Origin of the sequence: Ruminococcus sp. RTP21484sp1_RTP21277st1_D2_RTP21277_210401, from assembly GCF_040924225.1 — a bacterium.
GTDB classification, from domain to species: Bacteria; Bacillota; Clostridia; order Lachnospirales; family Lachnospiraceae; genus Blautia_A; species Blautia_A faecis.
The window spans coordinates 26,618-44,289 of the sequence record NZ_JBCOMJ010000024.1 but is presented as its reverse complement, the minus strand read 5'-3'; the positions used below and the strand labels follow the sequence as shown (position 1 = coordinate 44,289).

General features: G+C 44.2%; 15 protein-coding genes. 13 read left to right on the top strand and 2 right to left on the bottom strand.

Annotated features, from left to right (window positions below):
• The first annotated feature begins 58 nt into the window (after positions 1-58).
• Entirely contained in the window at positions 59-955 is an 897-nt protein-coding gene (locus tag AB5706_RS15540; protein ID WP_173734846.1) for a hypothetical protein, read from the top strand.
• Here the strand turns inward: AB5706_RS15540 and AB5706_RS15535 are convergent.
• Entirely contained in the window at positions 942-1,235 is a 294-nt protein-coding gene (locus tag AB5706_RS15535) for a DUF6783 domain-containing protein (protein WP_472515488.1), read from the bottom strand. The two genes, AB5706_RS15540 and AB5706_RS15535, sit on opposite strands and share 14 nt — an antisense overlap.
• The gene (gene arcC, locus AB5706_RS15525; protein ID WP_148461122.1) at positions 1,204-2,136 is read right to left on the bottom strand and encodes a carbamate kinase; all 933 of its coding nucleotides are present in this window, start codon (positions 2,134-2,136) and stop codon (positions 1,204-1,206) included. The genes AB5706_RS15535 and arcC overlap by 32 nt, the downstream gene beginning before the upstream one ends.
• Positions 2,137-2,827: 691 nt before the next feature.
• Here arcC and AB5706_RS15520 point away from each other — a divergent pair.
• The 12 genes from AB5706_RS15520 to rpe all read left to right on the top strand — a co-directional run bounded on the left by AB5706_RS15520 (position 2,828) and on the right by rpe (position 17,665).
• Positions 2,828-4,489 (top strand): DUF7507 domain-containing protein, encoded by a 1,662-nt coding sequence (locus tag AB5706_RS15520; RefSeq protein WP_148461123.1) that lies wholly within the window; start codon positions 2,828-2,830, stop codon positions 4,487-4,489.
• 239 nt (positions 4,490-4,728) lie between these two features.
• A complete protein-coding gene (locus tag AB5706_RS15515; RefSeq protein ID WP_148461124.1) occupies positions 4,729-6,186 on the top strand; it encodes a UDP-N-acetylmuramoyl-L-alanyl-D-glutamate--2,6-diaminopimelate ligase in 1,458 nt (485 codons plus the stop codon).
• 3 nt (positions 6,187-6,189) lie between these two features.
• Positions 6,190-8,418 carry a replication restart helicase PriA gene (priA, locus tag AB5706_RS15510; protein ID WP_173716053.1) on the top strand — a complete coding sequence of 743 codons (2,229 nt, stop codon included), beginning with the start codon at positions 6,190-6,192 and terminating at the stop codon, positions 8,416-8,418.
• A gap of 93 nt (positions 8,419-8,511) precedes the next feature.
• The gene (gene def / locus AB5706_RS15505; protein ID WP_118578240.1) at positions 8,512-8,994 is read left to right on the top strand and encodes a peptide deformylase; all 483 of its coding nucleotides are present in this window, start codon (positions 8,512-8,514) and stop codon (positions 8,992-8,994) included.
• Positions 8,995-9,951, top strand: a complete 957-nt coding sequence (gene fmt / locus AB5706_RS15500) for a methionyl-tRNA formyltransferase (protein WP_148461126.1) — start codon at positions 8,995-8,997, stop codon at positions 9,949-9,951.
• 4 nt (positions 9,952-9,955) lie between these two features.
• Positions 9,956-10,669 (top strand): zinc metallopeptidase, encoded by a 714-nt coding sequence (locus AB5706_RS15495; protein WP_148461127.1) that lies wholly within the window; start codon positions 9,956-9,958, stop codon positions 10,667-10,669.
• Positions 10,662-12,011: a 16S rRNA (cytosine(967)-C(5))-methyltransferase RsmB gene (rsmB, locus tag AB5706_RS15490; protein ID WP_173770974.1), complete on the top strand. Its 1,350-nt coding sequence runs from the start codon at positions 10,662-10,664 to the stop codon at positions 12,009-12,011. The genes AB5706_RS15495 and rsmB overlap by 8 nt, the downstream gene beginning before the upstream one ends.
• A gap of 10 nt (positions 12,012-12,021) precedes the next feature.
• Entirely contained in the window at positions 12,022-13,062 is a 1,041-nt protein-coding gene (gene rlmN / locus AB5706_RS15485; protein ID WP_173770973.1) for a dual-specificity RNA methyltransferase RlmN, read from the top strand.
• Positions 13,063-13,123: 61 nt separating this feature from the next.
• Complete coding sequence (locus AB5706_RS15480) at positions 13,124-13,870, top strand: Stp1/IreP family PP2C-type Ser/Thr phosphatase (RefSeq protein ID WP_118578191.1); 747 nt, start codon at positions 13,124-13,126, stop codon at positions 13,868-13,870.
• Positions 13,864-16,107 carry a Stk1 family PASTA domain-containing Ser/Thr kinase gene (gene pknB / locus AB5706_RS15475; RefSeq protein WP_173770972.1) on the top strand — a complete coding sequence of 748 codons (2,244 nt, stop codon included), beginning with the start codon at positions 13,864-13,866 and terminating at the stop codon, positions 16,105-16,107. The genes AB5706_RS15480 and pknB overlap by 7 nt, the downstream gene beginning before the upstream one ends.
• A 3-nt stretch (positions 16,108-16,110) precedes the next feature.
• Entirely contained in the window at positions 16,111-16,989 is an 879-nt protein-coding gene (gene rsgA, locus AB5706_RS15470; RefSeq protein ID WP_173770971.1) for a ribosome small subunit-dependent GTPase A, read from the top strand.
• Positions 16,990-16,993: 4 nt separating this feature from the next.
• Positions 16,994-17,665, top strand: a complete 672-nt coding sequence (rpe, locus tag AB5706_RS15465) for a ribulose-phosphate 3-epimerase (protein WP_118578194.1) — start codon at positions 16,994-16,996, stop codon at positions 17,663-17,665.
• The last annotated feature ends 7 nt before the right edge of the window (positions 17,666-17,672 follow it).

Genomic DNA, 17,672 nt, shown 5'->3' with positions numbered 1-17,672 from the left:
AAAACAGGAATTACAGGTTGTGGTGAAACAGAATAACCAGAGAACCGGGAGGATGTCTATGGAGAAAAAAAGGTGCCAGGTCTGCGATGGGCCTGTTGTAAATGGCAGATGTAAGCTGTGTGGAATGCCTTATAGAAATGATGAGACTTTGTATCATCTGAATGAGAACAGAAGTGACCATTACCGTCATGCTACCAGCCGGGCGCGGGCAATCATGCGCCAGGAGGAAATCCCGCTGGGAGATAAGAAGGCTGGAAGTGCTGCATATAAGACCGGGACCGGAACAGGCGTGGCAGGAGCCGGAAATAAACATGATCAGAAAACGGGAACACGAAGCTCTAAGTCACTGGCTGGTGCAGGCACAGGGAATTCTTATAATAAGGGAAATGTGAAAGCAGGAAGTATATATGGAGGAGGCACTGGTGCTGATAAGAATGGAAATAAGGTCTCTGTCCCTGCTGGGAGTTATAATTCCAAGAGCAGACAAAGTACAGCTGGAACTTACAGCGCTGCAGCTAAAAAAAGCAGTGTTTACACCCAGAAACCGGTAAAAAAGAAAAAAGGATCCCTTCTTGGATGGCTCATGGTCCTGGTGATCATCTGCGCAAGCTTACCGGAAATCCGGGATTCCCTGAAGGACAGCCTTGCTCCGATACTTGAAGAAGAATTTGGAGATATGTTCAGTTCTGGGGCTGATTCAGCCTCTTATAAACTGATGGCAGGAGATGTGCTGGAGGTTGGAGAAAATGTGGATGGAGGCATTGTCCCAGGATATTACATTGCTTCCTGTTCAAATGGTTTTGTAAGTTTTATGATCATGGGAGAAGAGGGTGAAAACGGAAGCATGACAGTGACAGATGGCGTGGAGCGTAAGATTACCCTGAAAGAGGGAGATCTGATCGGAATCATAAATACAGAGTCAGAAGATTCCGCATTGATGCTTACTGCTCGTTAAGATTGGGGAAATAATAGTAAAAAATAGTAAAAAAAGGAACCTCGTCAGATGAGTACTTATTTCGTCGGAGGTTTCTTTTTGTATGTTTAGAGCGTGTTTGAAAAATCATTCCCGCAATATGCACGCCCCACTTTGCGGGAAATTTCACCCGAATTCGGTTGCCGCAGCCCGCTACAGCGCCCTTATCCGGGTGAAATCTCCCACAAATTGTGACGCACATATTGTGGAAAGCCTTTTGCAAACAGGCTCTAGCGGATGGTAGTTCCTGTTTTTCCTTCATAGCCCTCTTTGGCATGAGCCATATCAGTAATCACAGTGCTCCGGCCTTCCCCTTTCTCGATAAAGGAAATACCTGCTTCGATTTTGGGAAGCATGGAACCGGAAGCAAACTGGTTCTCTTCAATGTATTTCTTAGCGTCCGCTACAGTGATGCTGCCAAGCTTCTGCTCATTTACCTGACCGTGGTTCAGACTTACGTTCTCTACACTTGTGAGAATCAGAAGAGTATCGGCATTTAATTCTTCTGCAAGAAGTCCTGCGGCAAGATCTTTCTCAATGATGGCACTGGCACCGTGAAGGTTGATGCCCTGCTCAAGCACTGGAATTCCACCGCCGCCGGCTGCGATAACAACCTGGTCTGCATTGAGAAGTGCTCGTATAGTCTCAAGCTCTACGATTCTCTGTGGCTTCGGAGCTGCTACGATTCGTCTGTATCCGCCATCAGCAAGTCTGGTGACAAAGTTTCCTTTTTCTTCCTCTGCTTCAGCTTCTTCCTCAGTGAGAACACGTCCGATAATTTTCTCCGGATCTGCAAAAGCGTCGTCATATGGATCAATAACAGTCTGGGTAAGAATGGTAGCAACAGGTTTGTAAATTCCGCGGCTGATAAATTCAGAGCGGATCGCATTCTGAAGGTCATATCCAATGTAGCCCTGGCTCATTGCGGAGCAGACTGACATAGGAGCGAATGTATAATCCGGGTGTGTCTTTCCAAATTCATTCATTGCAGTGTGGATCATGCCAATCTGTGGGCCATTGCTGTGGGAGATTACCACCTTGGCACCCTCTTCAACAAGATCTGCGATTGCTTTTGCTGCGGCTTTGGTGGCTACTTTCTGCTCTGGAAGTGTGGTGCCGAGAGCTCTGTGACCTAATGCAACTACTACGATTTTTTCACTCATAGGAGATACCTCGTTTCTGTCAAGAATATAATGCGGATATCAGAGTTAAGTGGATTACTGTGAAAGTATTCACAGCAACATGAATGATTTCTCCGGACATCCTTGTGTAATATCTTCCATTATAAAAGCTAAGGGTGGGAATTGCAATAGAAAAGTCCTTGAAACAGGAAAAGCCATCCGCATCAGGCAGATGGCTCATTTCCTATATTTTTGAGGGGGGAGATAGAGAGTGGTTTTTCATCTATCCGAAATTCATTATATCGGCAATTTGTGAGGAAAATGTGTCTCAAATCTAAAAGAAATCGAAAAAATATGAAATGAAAATAAAATCCGACCCTTTATTGCATTTAAAGACCAAGTGTGGTAAAGTAAACCTATCTTGTTTCTGCATTCTGCAGAAAAGAATTTCTACCGCGCCGGTTCGGCGCAAGATAACCCGTTTTTTGAAGGAAACCTGTTAACCTGGGCGTTTTATACGCTTTTTTGAAAATGGATGCATACAATGGCAAGGCAAATTTGCTTCGGAATGCTGTGAATAGGATCTGTTTAAGTGAGAAAGGTGTGATTCCCATGTGCTGTCAGTGACTCATTTATATGGTGATGTCGCCAGTAGGCGGCAAGTCCGTTTTGTAAAATAGTAGTTTAATAACAGAGATTAGTGAAAAATAGGGGTAGAAAAGGAGAAGTTATAATGAAAAACAGAATATGGAAAAAGATACTGGCAGTGGGAGTAAGTCTGCTTGCAGAAGCTGGGATGCTGGTTGGATGCACGGCGCAGCCGGCAGTGGCATATGGAGCAGAAATGGAAGGCGGGTTATCTGTTGTCCAAGATGCGGCATGGACAGATTTACAGAAATTTCAGGCGGTGATTTCTGTAAAGGCAGATGGGCTGGCGTCACTTACGTGGGAAAATGAAAACCAGGAATATGAAAGTGGCGATGAAAATTTATTCAGCAGTGGAAATCAGGACGGGAGCCTGGAAAATGATCAATATGATTTTTCGGATGAAACAATATCTCATCCAACATCTTACGAACTGGTAGTCTGGCTTTCTGAATATTTTCAGCCAGATGCTTCGTTTATGGCACCTGAAGGCTGCCTGAAAGAGGAGCTTCCTATCGAGACTGCTGACGGAAGATCCAGCAGTATAACCGGATTCCGCTGGAAAATAAATTCGGGAGAACAGGGCAAACAGCTGAAAATTCCGGTTACCTTGCGGGATGAATATCGTTTTCCAGCAGAAAAACATACAGTTCCTACCTGTCAGGATATTTTGCATGCAAATGGTGCTATAAGCGGAGAAGAAAATGGAGGCGGAGTTTACATTGTAAAAAAAGTGGAAAATGAAAAAAACATTTTGTGTAAAGCCTTATCTAAGAGTTTGGAGATACCAGCTGCACACATGGATTTTTCAGTGGAGATGGAAGCCAAGGAAAAGGCGCTTTATACTGGAAAACGCATTCATATGGCAGTGAATCTGACAAATAATGGTCAGGTACCTTTTTATAAAATTTCCCTTCAGGCCAAAGTAAAAGAACAGGAACTGGTACCTGTGTGGGAAAAGGAGCCTGGCCTTGAAGTTTCGGAAAGTGGTGCAGTGCTGGAAAGCCTTTCCGCAGGGGAAACACGAATCCTGTCTTTTTATATAGATCCGGACATGGATCAGAAAAGTAATCTGGAGCTGGAGCTTTTTGCAAAAACAGAAAATCCGGTTTCGTTGGAGAAAGCAGCAGAAAAACAGTTAACATTACAGCAGGGAAAAGCCTCTTTTACGGTAAAGAAAACAGCTGACTGCGACAACGCCAGCCCTGGGGAGACTGTGACTTATCAGATCAGTATTCACAATACCGGGGAGGTGACTCTGCATTCCGTAGTTACTACAGAACGTTTCGGGCTTGCCGGAGTAACAGCTACTTTTCAGGAACAGAGAGGTATAACCCTGAATAAAAGCAGGACTCAGGCGAAAATCCAGGAAATCGCACCTGGTGGCTGTGTGAATTTAAAGGCAAAAGTTGTACTTCCAAAAGATCTGAAAGACCAGAATCTGATGAATCAGATTATTGTAGTTACTGACGAGACTGGTGAGGAAAGCGCAGTGCGGGATCAGGCAACCATCCGTGTGGAAGATAAGGAGAAGGATGGAAATGGAAGCGGAAACGGAAATGGGGGTGGAAATGGAGATGGAACTGGCATAGGCAGTGGGAATAATGATGGCAGCACAATGGCTGCGTCCACCTCTCCAAAAACAGGGGATACTTCCCACAAAGAGCTGTTTCAGGTACTGATTCTGCTTTCGTTTCTTTTTTCCGCTGTAGCCGCCAGAAGAATGTTTGGAGACAATGCTCACAGATGACCCGTGAATGGAAACTATAATGTGAGGTGAACGGTTACTGTTTTTTAACAGGAAAGATTGAAAACAAATTCTGTGTGTGATATTCTATAAAAGAGTATGCGTTGCTGTATGATGTCATTAGATTAGAGCGTGTTTGAAAAATCATTCCCGCAAATTGTGACACAAATCTTGCAGAAAGTCTTTTTCAAACAAGCTCTGGCGTGATTTTAAAGCAACGTCAATATAGGGAGGCATATATTATGAAATTATCATCCTTATTAGAGAAGTTAGAATACACCTGCGTGCAGGGGAGCACAGAGCAGGAAGTCACTGGTGTTGTTTATGATTCCAGAAAGGTAACAGACGGCTCTCTGTTTATCTGTATCAGAGGTGCTGTTGTAGATGGACATAAATTTATCCCGGATGTGACAGCAAAAGGGGCTAAAGTTCTGGTAGTAGAAGAGGAGGTTTCTGCACCGTCGGATGTTACGGTTATCCAGGTGACAGACACCAGATATGCTATGGCATTTATTTCAGCAGCCTGGTTCGGACATCCGGCAGAGAAGCTGAAAACAATCGGAATTACCGGAACTAAGGGAAAAACTACCACTACCTATATGGTAAAATCCATTCTGGAAAATGCTGGATACAAGGTTGGTCTGATCGGTACTATTGAGGCAATTATCGGAAATAAGATAATACCTGCTTCTAATACCACACCAGAATCCTATGTAGTTCAGGAGTATTTTCACGAAATGGTGGAAGCTGGCTGTGATTGTGTGGTTATGGAAGTTTCCTCACAGGGGCTGATGCTGCATCGTACTCAGGGATTTGTGTTTGATTTTGGAATTTTTACAAATATTGAACCAGATCATATTGGTCCAAACGAGCACAAGGACTTTGACCATTATCTGTCTTGTAAAGCTATGCTTCTCAAGCAGTGCCGCGTAGGAATTGTAAACCGTGATGATGAGCATTTTGACAGAATTGTAGAGGGACATACCTGTACTCTGGAAACCTATGGCTTTTCAAAAGAAGCAGACCTTCGCGCTGAGGATGCCAGACTGATTGGCGGAAAAGGTTATCTTGGAATTTCCTATCAGCTGAAGGGGCTTATGGATTTCCCTGTTGAAATCGACATCCCAGGTAAATTCAGTATTTACAACTCTCTTACCGCTATTGCAATCTGCCGTCATTTTAAGGTTTCCCAGGAAAATATCCTGAAGGCTCTGAAGGTAGCAAAAGTAAAAGGCCGTATTGAGATGGTGAAAGTATCTGATGAATTTACTCTGATGATTGATTATGCACATAATGCAATGGCTTTGGAAAGTCTTCTTACTACATTGCGTGAGTATCATCCACACAGACTGGTCTGCCTGTTTGGTTGTGGCGGAAACCGCTCCAGGCTTCGCCGTTATGAGATGGGAGAAGTTTCCGGTCGTCTGGCAGATCTGACCATCATTACTTCTGATAATCCGCGAGATGAGGAGCCTCAGGCTATTATTGATGACATCAAGGTTGGCATGGCGAAGACAGAAGGTAAATATGTGGAGATTCCAGACCGCAAGGAAGCAATCGCTTATGCCATCCATCACGGAGAACCAGGGGATATTGTGGTGCTGGCTGGTAAAGGTCATGAAGATTACCAGGAAATCAAAGGCAAAAAATATCCTATGGATGAGCGTGTGTTGATCGCTGATATTCTTGCTGGAAAGTAAAACATGACATATGCAGATATTATTGTAGACATTTCCCATGAGAAGCTGGATAAAAGCTTTCAATATCTGGTTCCGGAGAAACTGAAGGAAGAGATACAGGTGGGAATGGTGGTTTCCATTCCATTTGGAAGAGGAAATCATGTGCGCAAGGGATATGTAGTGGGGATTTCTGGTGAGCCTAAAGTAAAGGGAATCCAGCTCAAATCTGTTGCCGGTATTGAAAATGATCAGGAAACCACAGAATCCAGGCTGATCGCGCTGGCAGGGTGGATGAAAGAAAATTACGGCTCTACCATGATCCAGGCTCTGAAAACAGTTCTTCCTATTCAGAAAAAGATGAAAGCCCAGGAAAAAAGGTGGATAACCCTTCTGATTTCCAGAGAAGATGGGGAAAAGCTTCTGGAAGAGCTTAGCATGACCAGATTTAAAGCACGTATCCGCCTTCTGGAAGCACTCTTGCAGAATGAAAATGGGAAAATTGAGACTGCCTGGGCTTCAAAGGAGCTTGGCACTACGGCTTCTGTCCTGAGATATTTTGAAGAACAGGGGATTGCTTCTGTGGAGTCAGATGAAGTGTATAGAAATGCAGTTGCAGATGCAGAGAATATTCCGCATGTGGCACCAGCAGTATTAAGTATATCCCAGCAAATGGCTGTGAATCAGATCTTATCAGAATGGGAACACCCGGATCCGAGACCGGTTCTTCTTCACGGAGTTACCGGCAGTGGAAAAACGGAAGTATATATGGAGCTGATCGATAAGGTGATAAAGGAAGGCGGTCAGGCAATCGTGCTGATTCCGGAAATTGCGCTGACTTATCAGACTGTACGGCGATTTTATGGTCGTTTTGGTGATAAGGTGTCGGTAATTAACTCCAGACTTTCCCTGGGAGAGCGTTATGACCAGTTTAAAAGAGCCAAACAGGGAGAACTGCAGGTTATGGTGGGACCCCGTTCAGCACTTTTTACTCCTTTTGGAAAGCTGAGGCTGATCATTATTGATGAGGAGCATGAATCTTCTTATAAAAGTGAAAACAGTCCAAGGTATCACGCCCGGGAAACGGCTATCCACAGAGCAAAGCTGGAAGGCGCAAGAGTAATTCTTGGTTCTGCAACTCCATCTATGGAAGCGTATTACAGGGCGAAAGAAGGAGAATATGTCCTTGTAAAGCTGGAAGCCAGATTTGAAGAAAGACCTCTTCCCAGGGTATCAATTATTGACATGAGGGAACAACTAAAAAAAGGAAACCGCCTTGCCCTCAGTCTGGAACTGAGAGAAGACCTGAGCCAGTGCCTGAAAAAAGGGGAGCAGGCCATGTTGTTTCTCAACCGCCGTGGCTACGCAGGGTTTGTTTCATGCCGTTCCTGCGGTCATGTAATGAAATGTCCTCACTGTGACGTTTCCTTAAGTGAGCATAATGGCAGAAAGCTGATCTGTCATTATTGTGGTTATGAAACTGTGAAACCGGACAAATGTCCAGTCTGTTCTTCCCCATATATAGGCGGTTTTAAAGCGGGAACCCAGCAGATCCAGCAGGTGGTAGAAAAAGAATTTCCAGAGGCAAGAGTTCTTCGAATGGATTACGACACTACAAGAGCTAAGGGAAGCTATGAAAAAATTCTGTCTGCTTTTTCCAGGCATGAGGCCGATATTTTGATTGGAACCCAGATGATCGTCAAGGGACATGATTTCCCGGATGTTACTCTTGTGGGGATCCTTGCTGCAGATTTATCCCTGAATGCTGATGATTATCGCAGTGGTGAGCGCACTTTTCAGCTTCTTACCCAGGCGGTGGGACGAGCAGGAAGAGGAAGGAAAGAAGGCCATGCCTTGATCCAGACTTATAGTCCGGATCATTACAGCATACAGACAGCTGCAAAGCAGGATTACGAAGAATTTTACCAGGAAGAGATGGGATACCGTCTTCTTATGGATTATCCCCCGGCTGCCCATATGATGGCAGTGCTTGGTTCTTCGGAGGATGAGAAGCTTCTTGAGACAGCCATGCACTATCTTGGTCTGTTTACAGGAAAAATATATGCGGGAAAAGATCTTCATGTGATCGGTCCCGCCCCTGCGTCTGTAGGGAAAGTAAAGGATGTATACAGAAGAGTACTTTATCTGAAACATGAGAATTATGATCTGCTTGTCCGAATAAAGGACAGGCTGGAGGAATATATAGAAATCAATTCCGGCTTCAGAAAAGTTAATATACAATTTGATTTTTCATAAGGCGAAATACCGGAAATAAAGGGCTGCGTTAAGGTGCAGGGCTTTGGAACGACGGGTATTTCCAAATTCAAAGATAAAGGAGATAACACAGAGATGGCACTTAGAACAATCAGAACAGAGGGAGATTCCGTTTTGGAAAAAATCTGCAGACCAGTAGAGAAAATCGACAAACGTACAAAGGATCTGGTAGGAGACATGCTGGAAACCATGTATGACGCATGCGGTGTTGGCCTTGCAGCTCCCCAGGTGGGTATATTAAAGAGAATCGTAGTGATCGATATTGGAGATGGTCCAATTATTCTTATCAATCCGGAAATTCTTATGACATCCGGTGAGCAGACAGGCGAGGAGGGATGTTTAAGTGTTCCGGGAATGTCCGGTCAGGTTACCCGCCCAAATTATGTGAAGGTAAAAGCTCTTGATATGGATATGAATGAGCAGATATATGAAGGAGAAGGACTCCTTGCCCGTGCATTTTGTCATGAGCTGGATCATCTTGACGGAAAAATGTACACACGTCTGGTTGAAGGTGAATTACATCATGTAAGTTATGACAATGAGGAGGAAGAGGAATAAATGAAAATTGTTTATATGGGAACGCCGGATTTTGCAGTTAATCCCCTTCATGCACTGGCTGAAGCTGGCTATGAGGTGACAGGTGTTGTGACCCAGCCGGATAAGCCGAAGGGAAGGGGAAAGAGCATGCTTCCCACTCCTGTAAAGGAAGAGGCATTGAAACATGGGTTCCCGGTTTACCAGCCTGTGAAGGTACGCGATCCGGAATTTTTACAGGTTCTTGAGAAACTGGATCCCGATATTATTGTGGTAGCTGCCTTTGGACAGATCATTCCCAAAAGCATTCTGGAGCTTCCGAAATACGGATGTATTAACATCCATGCATCCCTGCTTCCGAAATACCGCGGTGCAGCTCCTATTCAGCAGGCAGTTATTGATGGGGAAAAGGAGTCAGGTGTTACGATCATGAGAATGGGAACAGGTCTTGATACAGGAGATATGATCTCAAGGATCGTAGTGCCGATTGCAAAAGATGAGACGGGCGGAACTCTGTTTGATAAGCTTGCAGAAGCAGGAGCGAAGCTTCTTGTTGAGACATTGCCTCACATTTTTGATGGCACAGCTGTTTACGAGAAACAGCCGGAGGAAAGCCCTACTCCATATGCCGGTATGATCACCAAACAGATGGGATTGATCAATTTTGGGAAATCAGCCGCGGAACTGGAAAGACTGGTGCGAGGTTTAAACCCGTGGCCAAGCGCATTTACCTTCTGGAATGGAAAAACTTTGAAGGTATGGGAAAGCTTTGTAGTAAAAAGTGAAGAAGCTGGCACAGAAAAGCCAGAACCTGGAACAGTAGTAAAAACGGACAAAAAAGGAATTTACGTGGCTTGCGGTGAGGATGTTCTGGTACTTTCACAGGTACAGTTAGAAGGAAAAAAGAGAATGGATGCGGATGCATTCCTTCGAGGATGTCATATAGAAACCGGAAGCAGATTCACAGATAAAAAGGAGTGATCTTATGTACGGATATGGATATCCTTATGGATTTTATGTTGATCCTACTTATGTATTGCTGATCATTGGAATGGTGCTGGCACTGGCTGCATCTGGAAAGATGAAAAGCACTTTTGCACGTTATCAGCAGGTGCGCAGCCATTCAGGTCTTACAGGAGCTCAGACTGCCCAGAGGATTTTAAATGCAGCCGGAATTTACGACGTAACGATTGTTCCAATTTCCGGAAGCCTTACAGATCATTATGATCCGAGAACAAAGAGGCTGGCACTTTCACAGGACGTATATGGAAGAACTTCTGTGGCAGCTGTATGTGTCGCTGCCCATGAGTGTGGTCATGCCATTCAGCACAATATAAATTATGCACCGCTGAATATCCGTTCAGCTATTGTTCCGGTGGCAAATATCGGATCTTCCCTTTCCTGGCCGATTTTTCTTCTGGGACTGATCTTTTCCATACCGGCACTTACAACTGTAGGAATTGTGCTGTTTTCACTGGCGGTACTGTTTCAGCTTGTAACACTTCCGGTAGAATTCAATGCTTCCTCAAGAGCTTTAAAAATGCTGGAAAGCACAGGAATTTTAAGCCGTGAGGAAAACAAAGGTGCGAAGAAGGTTCTTACAGCGGCAGCCCTTACTTATGTAGCAGCTCTTGCTTCTTCCATTTTACAGCTTCTGAGACTGCTCATACTTTCCGGAGGTAGAAGACGGGATGATTAACGGAATCAATTCCAGGGAGATGATCCTGGAAATTTTACTTGAAATCGAAGAGGGCGAGCATAGCCACGTGGCAATTCGGAATGCCCTTTCCAAATATCAGTTCCTTCCCAAACAGGACCGGGCATTTATTACCCGTGTCTGTGAAGGAACGCTGGAATACCGGATCCAGATTGATTACATTATCAATTCTTTTTCCAAGGTGACAGTTGATAAGATGAAGCCTGCAATCCGGGAAATTTTAAGAAGTGCAGTATATCAGCTGAAATACATGGATAGTGTGCCAGACAGCGCAGTGTGCAATGAGGCTGTGAAGCTGGCGCAAAGAAAAGGTTTTTATAATCTGAAGCCTTTTGTAAATGGTGTTCTTCGTACCATAGCCCGGGAAATGGATCAGGTCCGGTTCCCTCAAAAAGAAGATGATCTGTTGAAATATCTTTCTGTAAAGTATTCCATGCCAGAGGTGCTGGTAACCAGGTGGCTGGAAGCCTATGGAGAAGAAACAACAGAGAAGATACTGGCGGATTTTCTTACGGAACATCCTCTTACCATCAGATGCCGGACTTATCTGAATTCCAAGGAAGAGGTTATAAAAAGCCTGGAAAGTCAGGGCGTTCATGTAGCGCCTGCTCCATATCTGCCTTATGCATACAGCATTTCTGAATTTAACCATATTCTTGCACTGGATGCTTTTATCAAGGGTAAAATCGTCGTGCAGGATGTAAGTTCCATGCTGGTTGCGGAGGTTGCAGATCCGAAGAAGGGCGATTACGTTATTGACGTGTGTGCTGCGCCAGGTGGAAAGAGTCTTCATATGGGAGACAAGATGGAGGGATATGGAACGGTAGATGCAAGAGATGTAAGCCAGTATAAAGTCAATCTGATCGAGGAAAACATCCAGCGTACCAATTCTATTAATGTACAGGCAAGAGTGCAGGATGCTACTATTTTTGATCAGGATTCAGAACTGCTTGCAGATGTCGTAATTGCAGATGTACCTTGTTCCGGGTATGGAGTGATCGGCAAGAAGCCGGAGATCAAATACCGTGTTACGCCACAGAAACAGGATGAAATAGTGATTCTGCAGAGAACCATTCTGGATCGCGCAGCAAACTATGTGAAGCCAAGAGGAGAGCTGATCTTCAGTACCTGTACCATTGCAAAAGAAGAAAACGAAGAGAACATGATGTGGTTTTTGAATAATTATCCATTTAAGCTGGAGAGCCTGGATCCTTATCTTCCAGAGGAGCTGCACTCAGAGACAACTGCACTTGGATATCTGCAGCTGCTTCCGGGAGTACATAAGACAGACGGTTTCTTTATTGCGAAATTCAGAAGAAAATAGGAATATAAATATGACAGACATTAAGTCGATGACGAAAGACGAACTGAAAAATCTGATGACCGAACTGGGGGAGAAACCCTTTCGGGCAAAGCAGATCTACAGCTGGTTACATGAACATCTGGTAACCTCTTATGATGAGATGAGAAACATACCAGGAAAACTAAAAGAAAAACTGAAAGACTATCCCATAGCGGCATTGGAAATGGTGGATGAACAGGTTTCTGCCATTGACGGCACAAGAAAATATCTGTTCCGCCTTTCTGATGGAAATGTGATCGAGAGTGTTCTTATGCGTTATAAGCATGGAAATTCCGTTTGTATTTCGTCACAGGTAGGCTGTAAAATGGGGTGCCGTTTTTGTGCTTCCACTATTGGAGGCTGGACAAGAAACCTTCTTCCTTCGGAAATGCTGGATCAGATTTACAGGATCCAGAGCATAACGGGAGAACGGGTATCTAATGTAGTAGTAATGGGAACCGGCGAACCTATGGATAATTATGATAATATTGTACGCTTTATACATCTGCTTGCCGATGAAGATGGTCTTAACATCAGCCAGAGGAATATCACCGTATCGACCTGCGGAATTGTTCCGAAAATTTATGAGCTTGCCAAGGAAAAACTGCAGATTACCCTTGCCCTGTCTCTGCATGCACCAAATGATGAAAAAAGACGGGAACTTATGCCTATTGCACAGCGGTACAGCATGGATGAAGTCCTGGATGCATGCCGCAATTATTTTCAGGAGACTGGCAGGAGAATTACTTTTGAATACAGTCTTGTGGCTGGTGTTAATGACAGTGACGAAGATGCAAGAGAGCTGAGCAGCAGAATCCATGATATTAACTGTCATGTAAATCTAATCCCGGTAAACCCTATTAAGGAGCGTTCTTACAGGCGTTCTACGCATCAGGCTGTAGAGAATTTTAAAATAAAACTTGAAAAATGCGGAATTAATGTTACTATTAGAAGGGAAATGGGCAGTGACATAGACGGTGCCTGTGGACAATTACGAAAAAGTTATATGGAAAAAAGTTACGATCCGCAGTAACGAAAAACTGGTGTTTCTATGTTGAACAACAGTACGAAAAGGACAGAAAGCGAGAAGTGACATGAGGGTATATTCAGCTACGAATATAGGAATGAAGCGGAAGATGAACCAGGATTATGTGTTCGCTTCCCAGGACACAGTTGGAAATCTCCCGAACCTCTTTGCTGTTGCTGATGGAATGGGAGGGCACAATGCAGGTGATTATGCTTCCTCTCACGCGGTCAGGATACTGGTAGATGAAATCAGGGAGGATACGGATTATAATCCTGTAAAGGTAATCCGTCATGCCATTGAGACTGCGAACACAGAAATTATAGAACAGGCGCAGAAGGATGAGAAGCTTCGTGGAATGGGAACTACTATGGTAGTAGCCACCATTGTAGGTCAGTATGCTTATGTTGCCAATGTGGGAGACAGCAGACTATATGTGGTGGATAAACAGCTGAGGCAGATTACCAGGGATCATTCACTGGTTCAGGAAATGGTAAGAATGGGTGAAATCACTGCTGAGGAGGCAAGAAATCATCCGGATAAAAACATTATCACCAGAGCTCTGGGAGCAGAAAAAACTGTAGACGTGGATTTCTTTGATATGCGTCTGGAACCGGGAAGTACGATCCTGATGTGTTCCGATGGTCTCAGCAATATGGTGGAAGACAAAAAAATGGAAGAAATCATATTGAATTCTGATGAGGATATCACCTGGAAGGGAAATACTCTTATCCAGGAAGCCAACAACAACGGCGGCAAGGATAACATTGCAATCATATTGATAGAACCATTCACGAATGAGGTGGAAACATGTTAAAGACAGGTATGATTATAGCAGAACGCTATGAAATTGTAAGTAAAATCGGTACCGGCGGAATGGCGGACGTATATAAGGCAATGGACCATAAACTGAACCGTTTTGTGGCAGTTAAGGTTCTGAAGCCGGAATTCAGGGAAGATGCAACTTTTGTAAAGAAATTCAGAAGTGAAGCGCAGGCAGCAGCAGGTCTTACCCATCCAAACATAGTAAATGTATTTGATGTAGGCGATGATGAGGGTGTTTATTATATCGTAATGGAGCTGATCGAGGGAATCACTCTTAAGGAGTATATTTCCAAGAAAGGCAAGCTTTCGGTAAAGGAAGCTACCAGTATTGCCATTCAGGTATCTATGGGACTTGAGGCAGCACACAGCCACGGCATTGTACATCGTGATGTGAAGCCTCAGAATATTATTATTTCCACAGACGGCAAAGTAAAGGTAACAGACTTTGGAATTGCAAGAGCTGCTTCTTCCAATACCATCAGCTCTAATGTTATGGGGTCTGTACATTACAGCTCACCGGAGCAGGTACGAGGTGGCTATAGCGATGAGAAGAGTGATATCTACTCACTTGGTATCACCTTATATGAGATGGTAACAGGACGTGTTCCTTTTGACGGAGATACTACAGTTGCCATTGCAATCAAACATCTTCAGGAAGAGATGGTACCGCCAAGTGTTTATTCCCCGGATCTGCCGTACAGTCTGGAACAGATTATTATGAAATGCACCCAGAAGAGTGTGGACCGCAGATATAATAAGATGGAGGACGTGATCGAGGATCTGAAGCATTCTCTTATTGATCCGCAGGGGGATTTTGTGAAGCTTACATCTGTAGACACAGACGCTAAGACGGTTGTAATTTCTGATGAAGAGCTTGGAGAAATCAAGCACACTCCGAAGCAGACTCTTAAACCGGATATAGAAACTCTGGAAAAAGAACTGAATGAGACAAACTACGATGATGATGACGATTTCGGGTATGACGATAAGGAAGAGAGCTCGAAAGGCTCCAGAAAGAACCGGGATCGTGAACGAAGCAGAGAGCGGGAAGAGAGAGAAAGACGTATCAAAAAGCAGAAAAGAGGCGTCAGTGTAGCTGGAAGTATTATTGCTTTGATCATAGGTGCCGCAGTTCTGATCGCGGTAATTCTTGTTGTGGGAAAGGCAGCAGGTCTGATCGGAGACAGCAAGGATTCTTCTTTGGATCAGCAGAATCAGCAGGCACAGGTTACCCAGGCTGCTGACGAAGATGATGGTATGGTACCAGTACCTGATCTTATCGGTAAGACAGAGGCTGAGGCACAGGAACTTTGCGCTTCTGTAAATATCGGAATGACCTACAAAGGTGAAGAGGCTTCCACACAGGAAAAAGGCAAGATTTCTTCACAGGATCCTGTACAGGGAACAAAGGTAGCTAAAAATTCAACTGTTAACTATTATTTAAGTAAAGGTTCTGAGTCCGTTACCCTTACAGATATGTTCGGTCAGAATGGCGCTTTGGCGCAGGAAACTCTGGAAAGCCAGGGCTTAACGGTTCAGATCAATAAGATTTACCCGGATGAAAGTCAGTCTTCTATGGTAGACATTGGATGTGTCCTTGATACTGAGCCTGCAGCAGGAACTACTGTCAAGGCAGGCGATACAGTTACTCTTACCATCAGCCGTGGTATTAATTATGGTGACAGTGTACAGGTGCCAGATGTAACCGGAATGGAGAAGAATGATGCAATTGCCAAGCTTGGCAAATTCATTAATATTAATGTGGAAATGCAGATGAGCACAGACGTTGCAGAGGGAACTGTTATCTCTCAGGATCCTATAGGATATACAGATGACAACCCGGTATATGCAGATCCGGATAACGATACGATCACTCTTATTGTAAGCAGTGGAAGTCAGGATACTTCTTCACAGAATACTGAGGATCAGAGTTCCTCTGATACTACTGCAGCAGTAGCAAATGGCGAAGTATGGAAATGTACACAGAAACTGAAGACGCCTATCGGATATAATGGAGGTCTGATCAGACTGGAGCTTGTTCAGAATGTAGGCGGCGCTCCAAAAGCAAGCTCTGTGGTAGAAGGACAGCAGCTTACTTTCCCATATCAGCTGGATATTACAGGTGCACCAGGAGTTGCTGAGGGTACTTTATATCTGTCTGAGCAGCAATCTGATGGAAGCTATCAGGAACTTGGCCATTATCCTCTTACTTTTGAGAAGGTTGAGTAATCCATGCAGGGAAAGATCATTAAAGGAATTGCAGGCTTCTATTATATCTATGCGGAAGACGGCAATGTTTACGAATGTAAAGCAAAAGGAATTTTTCGAAAGGATAATTTCAAGCCTCTGGTAGGTGATAATGTGGAGATTACCGTTTTGGATGAGGAGGAGAAGGAAGGCAGTGTAACTTCCATTCTTCCCCGCCGCAATTCACTTATCCGTCCTGCTGTTGCCAACGTAGATCAGGCATTTTTGATTTTTGCCATGGAGAATCCAAAGCCTAACTTTCTTCTTCTGGACCGCTTTCTGATTATGATGAAGCAGCAGGAAATTCCTGCAGTTATCTGCTTCAATAAGAAAGATGTGGGAGAGAAGGAAGAAATGGAAAAGCTTTACGAAATCTACACTGGATGTGGATATCGTGTAGTGCTTTCCAGTACCTATGAGGGAGAGGGAATGGACGAGATCCATGAGATACTGAAGGGAAAAACAACAGTAGTTGCAGGACCTTCCGGTGTGGGGAAATCTTCCATTACCAACTGTATGCAGGGTGAAGTGCAGATGGAGACTGGTGAGATCAGCAAAAAACTGAAGCGCGGCAAGCATACCACCAGACATTCCCAGGTAATCCCGGTGGAAAAGAATACTTTCCTGGTGGATACTCCGGGATTTTCTTCTTTGTATCTTACCGATATGAAGGAAGAGGAGCTTCGGGATTACTTCCCGGAATTTGTAATGTATGAGCCGCAATGCCGGTTTCAGGGGTGTATGCACATTCATGAACCGGGCTGTGCAGTGAAGAAAGCTCTGTCTGAAGGTAAAATTAGTCAGCAGCGGTATGACAACTATCTGGCTTTATATGAGGAATTAAAAGAGAAAAGGAGATACTAAAACTATGTATCAGCTATGCCCTTCCATTTTATCAGCGGATTTTAACCGTCTGGGCGAACAGATTAAAATTCTTGAAAACGAAGGAGTTGAATGGCTCCATATTGATGTTATGGATGGAGATTTTGTACCGAGCATTTCCTTTGGTATGCCGGTGATCAAATCCATCCGTAAAGAATCCAAGATGTTTTTTGATGTTCATCTTATGGTGACAGAGCCGGAAAGATACATTCAGGATTTTGTAAATTGTGGTGCGGATTCCATCACCGTTCATGCTGAGGCATGTGAGGATCTGGAACGTACTATAGAGCGTATCAAGGATGCAGGAGTGAAAGTTGGTGTTTCCATCAAGCCTGCAACTCCGGTAAATGATATCAGCCATATGCTTGAGGATGTGGATATGGTTTTGGTAATGACTGTTCAGCCTGGCTTTGGCGGACAGAAATATATGGACGAGTGTACAGAGAAGATTCAGGAACTGAGAGAACTGATCGACAAAGAGAATCTGAATGTGGATATTGAGGTTGACGGTGGAATCAATGAAGGTACCATAGAGACTGTTATGAAAGCTGGTGCCAATATCTTTGTTGCCGGATCCTGGGTATTCGGCGGTGATATTGCCCAGAATGTCCGCCATATTCAGAAACAGATCGAAGAGATTGGTGACAGGATTGAGTGAGAGATAG

Excerpts from the sequence above, each read along its gene's own strand:
- rpe (WP_118578194.1), top strand. The coding sequence starts at position 16,994 with ATGTATCAGCTATGCCCTTCCATTTTATCAGCGGATTTTAACCGTCTG.
- AB5706_RS15520 (WP_148461123.1), top strand. The coding sequence starts at position 2,828 with ATGAAAAACAGAATATGGAAAAAGATACTGGCAGTGGGAGTAAGTCTG.
- AB5706_RS15480 (WP_118578191.1), top strand. The coding sequence starts at position 13,124 with ATGAGGGTATATTCAGCTACGAATATAGGAATGAAGCGGAAGATGAAC.
- rlmN (WP_173770973.1), top strand. The coding sequence starts at position 12,022 with ATGACAGACATTAAGTCGATGACGAAAGACGAACTGAAAAATCTGATG.
- priA (WP_173716053.1), top strand. The coding sequence starts at position 6,190 with ATGACATATGCAGATATTATTGTAGACATTTCCCATGAGAAGCTGGAT.
- rsmB (WP_173770974.1), top strand. The coding sequence starts at position 10,662 with ATGATTAACGGAATCAATTCCAGGGAGATGATCCTGGAAATTTTACTT.
- def (WP_118578240.1), top strand. The coding sequence starts at position 8,512 with ATGGCACTTAGAACAATCAGAACAGAGGGAGATTCCGTTTTGGAAAAA.
- AB5706_RS15540 (WP_173734846.1), top strand. The coding sequence starts at position 59 with ATGGAGAAAAAAAGGTGCCAGGTCTGCGATGGGCCTGTTGTAAATGGC.
- arcC (WP_148461122.1), bottom strand. The coding sequence starts at position 2,136 with ATGAGTGAAAAAATCGTAGTAGTTGCATTAGGTCACAGAGCTCTCGGC.
- rsgA (WP_173770971.1), top strand. The coding sequence starts at position 16,111 with ATGCAGGGAAAGATCATTAAAGGAATTGCAGGCTTCTATTATATCTAT.
- fmt (WP_148461126.1), top strand. The coding sequence starts at position 8,995 with ATGAAAATTGTTTATATGGGAACGCCGGATTTTGCAGTTAATCCCCTT.
- AB5706_RS15535 (WP_472515488.1), bottom strand. The coding sequence starts at position 1,235 with ATGAAGGAAAAACAGGAACTACCATCCGCTAGAGCCTGTTTGCAAAAG.
- AB5706_RS15495 (WP_148461127.1), top strand. The coding sequence starts at position 9,956 with ATGTACGGATATGGATATCCTTATGGATTTTATGTTGATCCTACTTAT.
- AB5706_RS15515 (WP_148461124.1), top strand. The coding sequence starts at position 4,729 with ATGAAATTATCATCCTTATTAGAGAAGTTAGAATACACCTGCGTGCAG.
- pknB (WP_173770972.1), top strand. The coding sequence starts at position 13,864 with ATGTTAAAGACAGGTATGATTATAGCAGAACGCTATGAAATTGTAAGT.